At 63.0% G+C, this 13,638-nt stretch carries 12 protein-coding genes; 4 read left to right on the forward strand and 8 right to left on the reverse strand.

Annotation, left to right across the window (positions count from 1 at the left end):
* Positions 1–63 precede the first annotated feature (63 nt).
* From nusA to scpB, 4 genes are all read right to left on the reverse strand, one after another.
* Positions 64–1,539, reverse strand: coding sequence for a transcription termination factor NusA (nusA, locus tag PPN31114_RS05965; RefSeq protein ID WP_150678519.1), 1,476 nt, complete (start codon positions 1,537–1,539; stop codon positions 64–66).
* Positions 1,536–1,994: a ribosome maturation factor RimP gene (rimP, locus tag PPN31114_RS05970; protein ID WP_150678520.1), complete on the reverse strand. Its 459-nt coding sequence runs from the start codon at positions 1,992–1,994 to the stop codon at positions 1,536–1,538. The genes nusA and rimP overlap by 4 nt, the downstream gene beginning before the upstream one ends.
* 353 nt (positions 1,995–2,347) lie before the next feature.
* Positions 2,348–4,180, reverse strand: a complete 1,833-nt coding sequence (locus tag PPN31114_RS05975; protein ID WP_370865834.1) for a pseudouridine synthase — start codon at positions 4,178–4,180, stop codon at positions 2,348–2,350.
* 151 nt (positions 4,181–4,331) lie between these two features.
* Positions 4,332–5,429 carry an SMC-Scp complex subunit ScpB gene (gene scpB, locus PPN31114_RS05980; RefSeq protein WP_150678522.1) on the reverse strand — a complete coding sequence of 366 codons (1,098 nt, stop codon included), beginning with the start codon at positions 5,427–5,429 and terminating at the stop codon, positions 4,332–4,334.
* A 517-nt stretch (positions 5,430–5,946) separates the two neighbouring features.
* On the opposite strand from scpB, the gene fnr reads away from it, so the two are divergent.
* The 3 genes from fnr (at position 5,947) to PPN31114_RS05995 (ending at position 8,374) form a co-directional block, all read left to right on the forward strand.
* Positions 5,947–6,675, forward strand: coding sequence for a fumarate/nitrate reduction transcriptional regulator Fnr (gene fnr / locus PPN31114_RS05985; protein WP_150678523.1), 729 nt, complete (start codon positions 5,947–5,949; stop codon positions 6,673–6,675).
* Positions 6,676–6,876: 201 nt separating this feature from the next.
* Positions 6,877–7,311, forward strand: a complete 435-nt coding sequence (locus tag PPN31114_RS05990; protein WP_150678524.1) for a YybH family protein — start codon at positions 6,877–6,879, stop codon at positions 7,309–7,311.
* Positions 7,312–7,546: 235 nt separating this feature from the next.
* A complete protein-coding gene (locus PPN31114_RS05995; RefSeq protein WP_150678525.1) occupies positions 7,547–8,374 on the forward strand; it encodes a hypothetical protein in 828 nt (275 codons plus the stop codon).
* Between the two features lie 59 nt (positions 8,375–8,433).
* Here PPN31114_RS05995 and PPN31114_RS06000 read toward each other — a convergent pair whose 3' ends face one another.
* Positions 8,434–9,336, reverse strand: coding sequence for a LysR family transcriptional regulator (locus tag PPN31114_RS06000; RefSeq protein WP_150678526.1), 903 nt, complete (start codon positions 9,334–9,336; stop codon positions 8,434–8,436).
* A gap of 135 nt (positions 9,337–9,471) precedes the next feature.
* Here PPN31114_RS06000 and PPN31114_RS06005 point away from each other — a divergent pair, with 135 nt between their 5' ends.
* Entirely contained in the window at positions 9,472–10,488 is a 1,017-nt protein-coding gene (locus tag PPN31114_RS06005) for a zinc-binding alcohol dehydrogenase family protein (protein ID WP_150678527.1), read from the forward strand.
* A gap of 49 nt (positions 10,489–10,537) precedes the next feature.
* On the opposite strand, the gene PPN31114_RS06010 is transcribed toward PPN31114_RS06005, so the two are convergent.
* From PPN31114_RS06010 to PPN31114_RS06020, 3 genes are all read right to left on the reverse strand, one after another.
* Positions 10,538–11,377, reverse strand: a complete 840-nt coding sequence (locus tag PPN31114_RS06010) for a competence/damage-inducible protein A (protein ID WP_150678528.1) — start codon at positions 11,375–11,377, stop codon at positions 10,538–10,540.
* 225 nt (positions 11,378–11,602) lie between these two features.
* Positions 11,603–12,532, reverse strand: a complete 930-nt coding sequence (locus PPN31114_RS06015) for an EI24 domain-containing protein (protein WP_150678529.1) — start codon at positions 12,530–12,532, stop codon at positions 11,603–11,605.
* Positions 12,529–13,578: a sterol desaturase family protein gene (locus tag PPN31114_RS06020; protein ID WP_150678530.1), complete on the reverse strand. Its 1,050-nt coding sequence runs from the start codon at positions 13,576–13,578 to the stop codon at positions 12,529–12,531. Before PPN31114_RS06020 ends, PPN31114_RS06015 begins: the two co-directional genes overlap by 4 nt.
* Positions 13,579–13,638: the final 60 nt, after the last annotated feature.

Here is a 13,638-nt window from a genome sequence, read left to right on the forward strand (position 1 = left end):
AGGCCACGCGCCTTGCGGTTAACTTCAAAGTTCACTGTTCCATATGCATGCCGGGGCAGGTCATCATTGGAACCAGTGCTCTCGCGCTTTCATGATCAAAGCCTTCGCAGCTTCCTCGTCGACACCGGTCATTTCGGTCAGTTCGTCGACGGCCAGCTCGGCCAGATCATCGCGCGTCTGAATTTCATGCTCGGCCAGCTTGGCCAGCAACTCGGGCGTCATGCCGTCGAGGCTCTTCAGATCGAGCGCAACGCCCTCAACCTTCTCCTCGGTGGCAATCGCCTGCGTCAGCAGTGCGTCGCGCGCACGATTGCGCAACTCATGCACCGTGTCTTCATCGAAAGCTTCGATCTCGAGCATTTCGTTGAGCGGCACGTAGGCGATCTCTTCCAGGCTCGAGAAACCTTCCTCGATCAGGATGTCCGCCACTTCTTCGTCCACATCGAGACGCTGCATGAACAACGTGCGCAACGTGCCGCGCTCTTCGTTCTGCTTCTCGGCCGATTCGTCCGGCGTCATGATGTTGATCTGCCAGCCGGTCAGTTCCGACGCGAGACGCACGTTCTGACCGCTGCGGCCAATCGCCACCGCCAGTTCGTTCTCGTCGACGACCACGTCCATGCTGTGCTTCTCTTCGTCAACGACGATCGACTGCACTGCCGCCGGTGCGAGGGCACCGATCACGAATTGCGCCGGGTCTTCCGACCACAGCACGATATCGACGTTTTCACCGCCCAGCTCGTTACGCACGGCCTGCACACGCGTTCCGCGGATACCCACGCACGTACCGATCGGATCGATACGCTTGTCGTAGGCCACCACGGCGATCTTCGCGCGCACACCCGGGTCACGGGCGGCCGATTTGATCTCGAGCAGACCCTGCTCGATTTCCGGCACTTCCATGCCGAACAACTCGATCAGGAATTCCGGTGCGGTGCGCGAGAGTTCAATCTGCGGGCCACGCGCCGTACGATCGACCTTCACGATGTACGCGCGAACGCGGTCACCGATACGGAGGTTTTCTTTCGGAATCAACTGATCGCGACGCAGCAGCGCTTCCACACGGCCCGACTCGACGATCAGGTTGCCCTTGTCGAGACGCTTGACCGTGCCGGTCATGATCTTTTCGCCACGCTCGAGGAAGTCCGACAGAATCTGCTCGCGCTCGGCATCGCGAATGCGTTGCAGAATCACTTGCTTGGCCGCTTGCGCGCCGATACGGCCGAATTCGACCGATTCCACCGGCTCTTCGATGAACTCGCCGAGTTCGATCGAGGCGTTTTCTTCTTTGGCTTCGAACAGCAGAATTTGCTTGTCCGGCTCTTGCAGGCCGGCTTCGTCGGGCACTACCAGCCAACGACGGAAGCTCTCGTGCTCGCCCGACTCACGGTCGATGTGCACGCGAATGTCGACGTCTTCGGTGTAGCGCTTCTTGGTGGCCGAAGCCAATGCCGCTTCCAGCGCGCCGAACACGACATCCTTGTCGACGTTCTTTTCGCGCGCGAGCGCATCGACCAACAGCAATACTTCGCGACTCATCGTTTGCGACTCCTAAAATCAATCTGCGGCACAAGGCGCGCACGGTCAATATCCGCGAGGGTGAATTCGAGCAGCGCCGGGCCGCCCTTGCCTTCGAACTCGAGGCTCAGATTTTCGCCTTGCGGCGCCTGCAAGATGCCGCGGAACTGCTTACGGCCCTCAAGCGGCACACGCAACGTGAGACTCACTTCCGCACCGGCAAAACGCTCGAAGTCGCGCAGCTTTCGCAGCGGACGATCCAGCCCCGGCGATGACACTTCAAGTCGGTCATAGTTGACGTTCTCGACCATCAGCACGTGCGAGAGTTGACGGCTCACCGTCTCGCAGTCATCGATCGCGATGCCCTCCGGCTTGTCGATATAAACGCGCAGCAAACCGCCGCCGGCGCGCTCAAGATCGACCAGCTCGTAACCCAGGCCTTCGACCGTGGTCTCGATCAGTTCTGGCAATTGCAACTTTGCTCACCCTAGAAAAACTCGCGCGCATCAGCGCCCGACATGTCTGCGCGCCCCGCATGGGACGCCGCACGATACCTGCCTCGACCGTCAGGGCCGGCGTGCCTGTGTCGACACACCCACTCCCAAACGCGGCGGCATCGGCCGCGCAAAACGCTCGCGGCAAAAAAAAATGGGCGAAACGCCCATTTCTTACGTCCTCATTGCGCATGAGGTGCGCGCCGCAACAGAAAGTCCGACGCGCTAACCAGCTTATTCACTGATTTTATATGGTTTTCGGCCATTTTGCAACGCTTGGCGTGGCAAATGCCCGCAGGACGGGCATCTACACAACGCCGTTGCAATGCAATAAATCAGCGCGACCGGTTCCCGCCGCGGTTGCCCCGGTTGCCGCCAGAATTCCCCTGGCCAGCCCCGCCACCGCCACCCGATCGATTGCCGCCGCGGCTGCGATTGCCGTTGGCATTCCCGCCATTGCCACCGCCACCGTTGCCGCCACGCGATTGGCCGCCGAAGCCGCCACCGCCAGCGGAATTCCCGCCACGCGACTGACCGCCAAAGCCACCACCACCCGCCGAATTACCACCACCGAAGCGGCGGCCTTCGCCGCGCGGCGAGCCGGTCGGGCTCGGGAAGCCACCGCTCGGACCGACAAACGCCGTCAACGGATTGGCACGCGGACGACGCGACTGACCGTAACCTTGTTCCTTGCCGAACACACCCAATGCGGTTTGCATCGGATCCGGCTGACGGCGCGGCTCTTTCGGCGCACCGGCCTTGCCGCCACGCGTACCCTTGCCACCCTTCTCCGCCTCGCTGGCGCCCGGCACCTTCATGCCGACGGCCGCGAAGAGCGAGCGCACTTGCGCGTCGTCCAGCTCTTCGTAACGACCGCGCTTGAGACCACGCGGCAGCGTGAGCGGGCCGTAACGCGTACGGATCAGACGGCTCACCATGAGGCCCGCCGCGTCGAACATACGACGCACTTCGCGGTTACGCCCTTCGGTCAGCGCCACGTGATACCAGTGGTTCGAGCCTTCGCCGCCACCGTCCTGCAAGCGCAGGAAGTTGGCCTGGCCGTCATCCAGTTCGATGCCGCGCAGCAATTGCTGACGCGACGACTCACTCAACTGACCGACCGTACGCACGGCATATTCACGCTCGATGCCATAACGCGGATGCATGAATCGGTTGGCCAGATCGCCCGACGTCGTCAGGATCAGCAGACCTTCCGTATTGAAGTCGAGACGGCCCACGGCCAGCCACTTTGCCGTCTTCATCGGCGGCAGACGGTCGAACACCGACGCACGGCCTTCCGGATCGGCATGGCTGACGATTTCGCCCGACGGCTTGTGATACAGCAGCACGCGCGGGGGCTTGCTGGTGATCCGGCGCTTGACGAGCTTGCCGTTGATACGCACCTGATCGGTCGGCAGAATGCGCTGACCGATGTGCGCCGGTTCGGCATTGACCGACACGCGCCCGGCCAGAATCAGTTCTTCCATCTCGCGGCGCGAGCCCATGCCTGCCTCGGCAAGCACCTTATGCAGCTTGGGAGCCTCGTCGTCCGGCGAGAGCACACGGCGGTCGGCCGGCTTACGCGCACCGCGCTTGGCCCCAGCCTTATCGCCTTCCGCGTCTTCGCTGTCGAAACCACCCGACGTCACGAAGGCGAACAAATCGTCGTCGCCACCCTTCGCACCGCGCGGACCGCCACCAGCACCACCCGGCGCCTTGCGGCCACGCCCCTTGGCACCCTGGGCGCCTTGGCCCCTGCCCGCGTTGGCACCGTTACCAGCGGCCCCTGCGTTAGCGCCATTCGCTGCGTTCCCTGCGTTATCGGTAGGCTGCGCACGTTGCCCCGCGCCATCGCGCTTGGCACCGCGCGGTTTGCGGGGGGCGGCGCGGCCACGGCCTTGCGCGGCAGCGGGACTCTCGGCAGCGGCGTCCTGACCTTGCGGCGCGTCGCCATGCGGCGCATCGGCCGAGGCAGCTTCGCCCGGACCACCTTCGTCGCCCTCGCGCTTGGCTTGCTGGGCCGCGCGACGGCGGGCGATCAGACTACGCGGACCACGGCGCAAACCGCGGCGCGACGCCTTATCATCGCCGCCCTCGCCTTCCGACGCGCGTGCATCGGCACCGGCATCGCGTGCGTGCAGGTCCTGGGATTCTTCGTTTTGTTTCAACACAACCTCATTGGAAAACGGGATCGTGGCGGGCAGGCAACTATCGCTGCCCTGATCCGTGTTCGCACCATGAATGCGCGGCAAACTGATGCCGCGGCTTCGTTTTTGTCGCTAACGGCCCTGTGCGAACCCGGCGCAATGCGCCGGAGCCTCAGGTACCGGTGACGAGATTCTTGTCGTCCCCGCCGTTCTCGTCGTCGTCCTCGTCCGCACCGGGCAAGGGCTGCCCAGCTGCGGCTTCGTTCGCCGCCGTGTCGGCAGCGTGCGGGGTCACTTCCTGCGATGCCGTCGCGGCGGGATCGTCCGCCGGCGTCGTCACGTGCTGCATATCTTGCGGCGGATCGTCGTCGACCGGGGCCGCAGGTTCCGATTCATCGGAATATTCCTCGTTTTGCTCGATGGCGGCGTCCGCAACGTCAACCTGCTCACTGACGTGCGCCGCGTCCGGGAGTTCCGTCGCGGCCGACAATCCACCATCTTCGCCTTCGGCGATCACCGCATCGAGCAGTGCGTCGTCGGCGAGTGCCAATGCGGCATCCGACACCGGCCGTTGATCTTCGGGCACGCCTTGCGCGAGCGGAAGATCGTCGGCACGCGCTTCGGCCAAACGGGCCAGCGCGTCGGCGTCAGCGACCGGCACATCGTCCGAAATCGCCTCGTCGTTGCTTTCTTCGCCCTCGGCACGTTCGCCGAATTCGATGTTCTGCTGCGCGAGCAGGTCGATTTGCGCCTGTGCCGCCGGGTCTTCCAGCGGTGGCAGCGCGTCGAGTGCCCGCAAACCGAGATCGTCGAGGAAATCTTTGGTCGTCGCGTACAAGCCGGGGCGTCCCGGCACGTCGCGATGGCCGATCACTTCGATCCAGCCTCGGTCCTCCAACTGCTTGATGATCTGCGTATTGACCGTCACGCCGCGAATCTCTTCGATATCGCCACGCGTAACCGGTTGACGGTATGCAATGATCGCCAGCGTCTCCATCACAGCGCGCGAGTACTTCGGCGGCTTTTCCGGATTGAGGCGATCGAGATATTCACGCATGCGCGGACGGCTCTGGAAACGCCAGCCGGTGGCCAGCGCCACCAATTCCACACCTCGGCCATCCCATTGCACGCGGATTTCCTCGAGCAGCGCGCGCACCGTATCGCCGGACACGGTGTCATTGAAAAGCTTGCGCAGATCGCCGACCTTAAGCGGCTCCTGCGCGCAAATCAACGCGGTCTCGAGGACGAGTTTCGCCTCTTGGGTATTCATGTGCGACTAAGCAGACCGGGGGCTTGGCAACCCGGTATCAGGAATAAATGGATGCTTGGAACACGAGAAACGGTCGTAGATCGAAAAAACAACCGCTTCGCATAAGCGCGCGCCCTTTTGTGTTCGGTCGTAGTGACGGCGGCGCGACCTGGATGCTTCGAAACGACCTGCCGGGAAAACGCCCAGGCCGATAGTGCGGCGAGACGGACGTCCGGTATGTGCGCAATTATTACTGAAACCCTGTCGCCCGTAAAGCGTCGTCGATATCTCAGCCTCCCGCGCCTGCCTTGATCGGTCGGGATCCCCCGGGAGAATCCCCCTGCCGCCCCACCCTACAGGCGCATCCCCAGCCTGCGGCGTCATGTCGCAGGCAAGCCACGCCCGACCCGACGCAGCCCCTCAAACACGCGTTCCGAACCCGTATCGAGTCCCTATCGAGCCCAACAAGCGGGCTCGGCGGCTAAAACGGCGAGTAGACGCCCCATGGTAAACTTCTGAAATAACTTCAAGGGCTTCCATGACCACCGATATCGGACGCATTCCAGTCGCTCAGCCCCGTTGTTCCACGTGCTCGCTGGGGCAGTTTTGCCTGCCCGTCGGCATTCCGGCACCCGAACTGGAACGACTGGATGCACTCGTGAGCGAGCGCCGCCGCCTTAAAAAAGGCGAAGTGCTCTATCACGCCAACGATACGCTTAACGCCGTCTACGGCATTCGTTTCGGCTCCCTCAAGAGCTGCGTCACTGCGCCTGACGGGCGCGAACAAGTCGTCGGCTTCCACCTCCAAGGCGAACTCATCGGCCTCGACGCCGTGGCTGACAACCACCACCCGAGCACCGCCGTCGCGCTCGAAGACAGCGAATTGTGCATCGCCCGCTTCGGCGAACTTGAGACGCTCTCGCGCCAAGTGCCCTCGCTGCAACGGCAAATGCACCGCCTGATGAGTCAGGAAATCCGTAACGAGCACCAGCAACTCCTGGCGCTCGGCACCATGCGTGCCGAAGAGCGTCTTGCCGTCTTCCTGCTCAACCTCTCCGAGCGCTTGGCCGCACGCGGTTACTCGGCTAACGAGTTCGTGCTGCGTATGAGCCGAGAAGAGATCGGCAGCTTCCTCGGTCTCAAGCTCGAAACCGTGAGCCGCCTGTTCTCGCGCTTTGCCCAGAACGGCATGATCGAAATCCGCCAGCGCCACGTCAAAATCATCGACGCCACGGCGCTGCGCACGTTGGCCGGCGCCCCCTGCTGACCACTGCGGGTGGAGCACCACCCGCGCATACCCATAAGCTACCGGCCTCACGGCCCGCCTGCCTTGCGCCAGATCAAGAGTCGCGCGGTGGCCGGGGGCCGGGGCATCCGTTCGACAAGCAAGGGCAAACCCTCCATAATCTGCGCGTTCGCCGGACTGCCACCTGTGGTCCGGCGCATCACACCGACGGAGGCCGCCGTTATGCCCGCAGCCATATATCTGAGTCCGGAAGATGCCGAGCACGCCTATTACGAGGCGCTTCGTGCCGGTGACATCGACATCGTGATGGACGTATGGTCGGAAGACGAAGAAATCGTCTGCATTCATCCGGCCGGTCCACGCCATGTGGGCCCGGCGGCCGTGCGCGCCAGTTGGCGGCAGATTCTGGGCAAGGGCGGCTTGCAAGTGGCCGTCAGTCATCTTCAAGTGGCGCATAACCCGCTGTGCGCCGTCCATAACGTGCTCGAACAGATTCTGGTGGAAACGCATCCCGAAGCGCGTTACGCGTTCGTGCTGGCCACCAACGTCTATCTCAAGGAAGCGGACGGCTGGCGGCTGGTGCTTCACCACGCAAGCCCCGCGATCGGTCACGAAGACACCCGCACGCCGTCGCAGCACTCGCATCGCCTGCACTGAAGCGCCCCTCCCCGCGCCCGGATCCTAGCCACCCTCGCTGGGCACGCCCACAAATGGGCGATTCATTGCGACTCGGCAAGTGATTCATCCCATCACGCTTGTGATGCGTCACAGATCCGGGCGACTTCGCCTTCGCAATTCCGATGTTGTGAAAGATTGGTGCCTGCCCGCGTTTTGCCGCGCCGTTTGGCGGCTCCGTCTTGCGGGTCCATCTGACACAACTGGAGAAAGCGCTATGTCGAACGTCGGCGATACGAATCAATCGGGATTAGTGGAAGACATCAAGCAGGTTTCGGAATGGTTAGGGCAGCCCCTCAACGCCGGGGCAAGCGCGAATCATCTCGAAGCGCTGGGTGCCGACACCGTGCGGCAATTAGCACGCGTGTTCACTGGCTTGAAGGGAATCGAGCAGTACGGCCCAGGGATTCGCGAGGCATTCGAGGAATTCATGCCCGTAAAACTTTTACTGAAATGGACGAACGGATTCTTCGTCTGCACGCAAAAGTTGGATGCTATTCCGGACACATCCTCCCCCGAGGGCAAGCGCCAAACCGAGAAGTTGGTGCAACTTCGGGACGTGGTCGTTCAGACACTCAAACAGTCCATCGCCGTCTTCTCGCAAGACCTCTCGCTCGGTCAAACGAGGCGCATCATGCCGTGCGAAACGGGGGTGGTGGAGGTCCTTTTTGACGGCCACTGGCGCGATGGCGTCCCGGAACTGATGGCGATTGCGGAGTTTGGCAGAGATAACAAACTCAAGAAGGTCCACGGCTACAGCGGGGACGAATTGCGCAGGTTTCGCGATATGGGCGAATTCAAGACGGCGATCTTTTCGACGTTTGGGGTAACGCCGAAGATAGAGCCAGCCCCCCTCGTCGCAGAGTGGCAAATGAATAGTGAACAACCGCCGATAGCTTCGCCGCATGCGCCAGCAACGTCCCGGCTTGAGCAATTCGTTCAGGGTTTGAGTACTACCGGCGCAAACCACGCAGGTATTAGCCAAGTCGGCGTATCGATGCCCTCCGCCTCCACGACCGCGCCCTTGCTGGCGTCGACACACTAAGCAAGAACTTCACCGCTGCGCCCGGTCCCGTCTTTCAGCGGACCGGCGCGCTCGGCAGGCTAACCCTTCTCCCAATACGGCTCCGGCCCGAAGCGCACCTGTAAGAAATCGATGAACGCGTGCGTTTTCGGCGGCACGAACGCGCGGCTTGGGTACACCGCCCAAATCGCAATGTCGTCGGCTAGCGGATACGCCGACAGCACCTCCACCAGTTCACCGCTGCGCAAATACGCCCCGATGTCCCACGTCGACTTGGGCGCAATCCCCAGCCCGGCAACCACGGCGTCGCGCAGCACTTCACCGTTATCCGACGACAAGCGCCCACTCACGCGCACGCTCAGTGCGCCCCCGGACGTCATAAACCGCCAGTCGCGCTGATCGCCCAGCGTCAAGCAATCGTGACCGGCCAACTCGGCGGGGTGCCGGGGCATGCCGTGCGCGGCGAGATACGCCGGTGACGCGCACAACACGCGGCGATTCGGAGCAAGTTTGCGGGCCACCAACGTCGAGTCGCGCAACGCACCCACGCGAATCGCCAGATCCACGCCCTCTTCGATCAAATCGACGACGCGATCGGTCAGCCGAAAATCCAGCGAGATGCCGGGATACTGGGCCAGAAAAGCGGGCAGCGCCGGCGACACATGCTGTCGACCGAACGACGAAGAACATGACACCCGCAAACGGCCTTGTGGCGCCGCCAGCCCCTGCCCGACCGAGGCCAGCGCTTGCGCCTCGGCAGTGAGCAGCGCCTGCGCCTGCACGAGAAAAATGTCGCCTTCCTGTGTGAGCGCAACACGGCGAGTCGTACGATGAAGCAGACGCGCGCCAAGCACCGTCTCGAGTTGGGCGAGCCGCGTGCTGGCGGCAGCAGGCGACAACCCGCGCTCGCGCCCGGCCGCCGACACATTCCCCAGCGCCGCCACGCGAACGAACAACGCCACCGTCTCGAGGTCCAACGACATTTATCGCCTTTTCAAAAAAATCTTTTCCTCATTATGCGGATTATCAAAGTAATCGACCAGTCGTAATCTCTCGTCATGATGTGAGGCGCCAGATGGCAACACGCCGAGCGCCGAGCCCTTTCCAGGAGAAAACAGATGAAAGCTGTCGGATTGACCCGTTATTTGCCTATCGACGACCCCAAGTCGCTCGAAGATATCGACCTGCCGACGCCCACCCCGGCGGGACGTGACCTGCTGATCAAGGTCGAAGCGATTTCCGTGAACCCGGTCGACACGAAGGTGCGCGCCCCGAAAGACCGGATCGAAGACACACCGCGCGTGCTGGGTTGGGACGCCGCAGGCACCGTCGCCGCCGTCGGCCCTGACGTTACGCTTTTCAAGGTGGGCGACCCCGTGTACTACGCGGGCAGCATTACGCGCCCCGGGGCAAACAGCGAGTTCCATCTGGTGGACGAGCGCATCGTCGGCCACATGCCCGCATCCCTCGATTTCGCGAACGCCGCTGCGCTGCCGCTGACGACGATCACGGCATGGGAAGCCTTATTCGACCGCTTGGGCATTGCGCCGGACGGCAGCGACGAAGGCAAATCGATCCTGATCGTCGGCGGTGCTGGCGGTGTCGGCTCGATTGCGATTCAGTTGGCGCGCCGCCTCGCTCGACTCAATATCGTGGCCACCGCATCACGCCCCGAGTCGGCGGACTGGTGCCGTCAGTTGGGGGCGCAGCACGTCATCAGCCACTACCAAGACATGCCGTCGCAATTGGAAGCACTCGGCCTGCGCCATGTGGATTTCGTGCTGTGTCTGAACGATACGGACACGCACTTCCCGGCGATGGCCGAGGCGGTCGCACCGCAGGGCAAGATTTGTTCGATCGTGGAGAACGCTGGGCCGCTGGAGATTGGCCTGCTCAAGAGCAAGAGCGCCACGTTCGTATGGGAATTTATGTTCACGCGGGCAATGTTCGAGACGCCCGACATGATTGCGCAGCACAAGCTGCTCACTGAAGTCGCACGGCTGGTCGACGCGGGCACGCTGCGTACGACGGTCGGTGAAGTCATCGGGCCGATCAACGCCGTGAACCTACGCCGCGCGCATGCGCAACTCGAAGGCGGGCGCACCATCGGGAAGCTCGTGCTGGCCGGGTTCTAACAGCACTCGCACCAGCACTCGTACCAAGGCGCGCCCTTCACGGCGCGCCTTATTTCGTCTGCGGCACCGTCCCTTCCGGCAAAGCGACGGCTTCCGCCGGATGGATGATCTCGCCGCCCAGCGCGTTCACCCCCGCTACCAGCCGCTCGAACGCTGCCCCCACCTGCGCCGGATCGCCCTTCACACCCAGATCGATATGACGGCGTGCGTAGACTGCACCGCGCTCCGCATCGCCCACGCTCGGCAAGCTAAACACCTTGATGCCGTCGTACTCGGCTTCGATCACTTCCATCAGCGGCGTCAGCGTCGATTCCGCCAGCCCGAACACCAGCACCGAACGCTCGGCGTGCCGGGTGAGATGGTGCAGATCGGCGTAATAGGTGTCGAGCACCCAAGCCATCATCGGCCACGCCATCACCGGAAAACCCGGCATGAAGTGATGCTGCTCGACCGAGAAGCCGGGAATCTTGTTGTACGGGTTCGGCAGAATGCGCGCGCCGACCGGAAACTCGCCCATCTTCAGACGGTGCCGGTTATCCGGGTTCGTCATATCCGCCTGACCATTGGGACTCGTGTCCGCGATGCGCTCCATGATCAGCGCTTCGGCCTCCGGCGTGAGCGCAAGCGGCACATTGAGCGCCGCCGCCGCGCACTGACGCGTGTGATCGTCGGGCGTGGCCCCAATGCCGCCGGTCACGAACACGATGTCGTCGGTGGACAGCGTGCGGCGCAGGGTGGCCGTAATGCGCTCGGGATCGTCGCCCACGTATTCGGCCCAGCCCAATTGCATGCCGCGCTCGGTCAGCAATTCGATGATCTTGGGCAGATGTTTGTCGTGGCGACGACCGGAGAGAATTTCGTCGCCGATGATGATGATGCCGACCGCCATGATGCGTCCTTTGTCTTGTCTTGCCGACGCGCCCGCGTTGCTCGTTTTGCCCGGAGCATCGCGCCGTCAGCGCTTGGGGGAAGGTCTTGAATTCGGATCGCGGCCGCCCGGCACACCGGTTGGCCGCAGATCAACGATTGTGCCACTTTCGCAGCCAACCGTTGCCAGCCGTTGCCAACCGTTACTAACCGCTATGCACTCACGCCCACCGTTCGACGGGGCGGCTCAATGCTCCCCGGGCGGCGGCAATAACGGCGGCGCGCCCGATGGCACCGCGCTCGTGGCATCGCCGCTTTCCGGCGCCGGGCTTGCCGCGGCGGGCAGCACGGTCGCATCGAGCGTCGGCTCGTGACGGCCCGCCTCCTCGATGCGCAACCGCGACAAGGCGCGCAGGCAGTAATGCGCAAACCACAGCGCCGAGAACACGAAGATCACCACGTACAGCCAGATCGCCACCAGCGCAATCACCGGGAACAGCACGATCATGATGACCGACGAGACCCATAGCAGCGTGGGCAGCGACCCCAGCAACCCGGTCGCCACGCCGATCACCAGCAACGGCAAACGCCGTTCGCGCACGATGCGCTTACGTTCTTCGGCACTCGCGTGATACGCCAACGCGTCGTAGGTCATCACCCGATACGTGAGCCACCCCCAAAGCAACGGCGGCACGATGGCAAAGAACGGAGGCACCAGCCAAAGCGGCAAGGTCACGAGCGCGGCGATGAGGAAAATCACCGTCGCACCGAGCGACTGCCCAAGACTGCCCCAGAACGAGCCACCCTTGCGCGCCTCCAGATGGATGAAGTGCCGCCGCGACAAGTGCCGCAGTACCGCAGGCATCGACCACCCGGCGATGAGTAACAACGCGGTGACCACGATAAGTGGCACGAGCAGCGCCACGAGAATGAACGGCGCGAGCGCCATGCGCACGCTGTCCACGCCGAAATAGCCGAAGAACCGGTAGATCCAGTGTGTGAATTCCCACTGTTCGAGCCAGAGCCGCAGGAAGTCGGTAAAGGGCTCCCAGCCGAACCAGATCACTGCGCCCCAGATCAGGCCGGAGACGAAGAAAGGCATGGCAGTGAGCCACAACATGCGCGGGTGCAACAGGCTCACGAGCGCGCGGCCAAGCGCGCGAAGAATATCGTTCATGCAGATTCGGTGCGGTCAGTACGAGAAGCCGGGGGACGGTCGTTTGGTCGGTTGGGTCGCTTGGGTCGATGCAGTTTCAAACTCACCGCCATGCGCTTGAGCCCGAGCCATTGCTGGGCCCAGAAGCCCTCGCCGTAGTCGGCCGAGCGGCCAGCCGGCGGCGGGAGTTGATCGCGAATGCCGGTCGCGACACCGGCGGCGGAAAAGTCTGCGGTGCGAAACACCATATCCCACCACGGGAACAGCACGCCGAAGTTGCAGCCGCGATGGCGCCCTTCATGCCCTGCCCCGATGGCGTGATGGCGGCGGTGAAACGTCGGGCTCACCAGCAAGCGCTCGCCCAGCCAGCCGAAGCGCAGCCGCGTATTGGTGTGTTGCAGGCTTTGCAGCCACTCCGACACCGCCACGAGCAGCACGAACTGCACCGGACTCACGCCGATCAGGATGGCGATGGTCGCAAAAAACGCCGCCTTGATGAGATCGTCGAGCAAATGGTTGCGGTTATCGGTCCATAGCGACATCTGCCGTTGGCTGTGGTGCACGGCGTGCAGCGCCCACCACCAGCGAAACGAGTGTCCCCAGCGGTGATACCAGTAACCGGCAAAGTCGAGAATCACCAGATAGATCAGGAAGCTCGCGAACGCGTTGTCGGTCACACCCGGCCAAACGTCTTCCAGATTCAGATTGACGAAGCCCATCAGACGCAGCCACGACTGCAAAGCGTCGAACAGCGGGCGGAAGGCGAAGAAAAATACCAGATTAAACAGGCCCAGACGGTGCACGAGCGTGTAAATCACGTCGACACGCACCGCTCGCCGCTCGCGCCACGCTTCGGCGGGCGCAATGGCTTCGAGCGGGCGCAGCAGCACCAGCATGAGCACGATCTGGAGTACGCCGATGAGGAAAAACTGCACGGCGTCGTAAGCGTCGTCGGCGAACGACATCAGCCCGGTGGCGAACAGCACGGGCTGCACGATGCGGGTGTAGATCTCGGTCTGCGCCGCCGAGAAGGCGGCGTAAAAACCGTCGACCAGCGATTCGAACATGGAGCGGGGCCGGGTGTCGCGAGGACACCCGGTCAGAGAAGCCGTTGCGGCAATGCCCCG

The organism is Pandoraea pneumonica (genome assembly GCF_902459645.1).
Taxonomy (GTDB): domain Bacteria; phylum Pseudomonadota; class Gammaproteobacteria; order Burkholderiales; family Burkholderiaceae; genus Pandoraea; species Pandoraea pneumonica.

Excerpts from the sequence above, each read along its gene's own strand:
- scpB (WP_150678522.1), bottom strand. The coding sequence starts at position 5,429 with ATGAATACCCAAGAGGCGAAACTCGTCCTCGAGACCGCGTTGATTTGC.
- PPN31114_RS06015 (WP_150678529.1), bottom strand. The coding sequence starts at position 12,532 with ATGAACGATATTCTTCGCGCGCTTGGCCGCGCGCTCGTGAGCCTGTTG.
- PPN31114_RS06010 (WP_150678528.1), bottom strand. The coding sequence starts at position 11,377 with ATGGCGGTCGGCATCATCATCATCGGCGACGAAATTCTCTCCGGTCGT.
- PPN31114_RS05990 (WP_150678524.1), top strand. The coding sequence starts at position 6,877 with ATGCCCGCAGCCATATATCTGAGTCCGGAAGATGCCGAGCACGCCTAT.
- PPN31114_RS06000 (WP_150678526.1), bottom strand. The coding sequence starts at position 9,336 with ATGTCGTTGGACCTCGAGACGGTGGCGTTGTTCGTTCGCGTGGCGGCG.
- PPN31114_RS05995 (WP_150678525.1), top strand. The coding sequence starts at position 7,547 with ATGTCGAACGTCGGCGATACGAATCAATCGGGATTAGTGGAAGACATC.
- PPN31114_RS06020 (WP_150678530.1), bottom strand. The coding sequence starts at position 13,578 with ATGTTCGAATCGCTGGTCGACGGTTTTTACGCCGCCTTCTCGGCGGCG.
- fnr (WP_150678523.1), top strand. The coding sequence starts at position 5,947 with ATGACCACCGATATCGGACGCATTCCAGTCGCTCAGCCCCGTTGTTCC.
- nusA (WP_150678519.1), bottom strand. The coding sequence starts at position 1,539 with ATGAGTCGCGAAGTATTGCTGTTGGTCGATGCGCTCGCGCGCGAAAAG.
- PPN31114_RS06005 (WP_150678527.1), top strand. The coding sequence starts at position 9,472 with ATGAAAGCTGTCGGATTGACCCGTTATTTGCCTATCGACGACCCCAAG.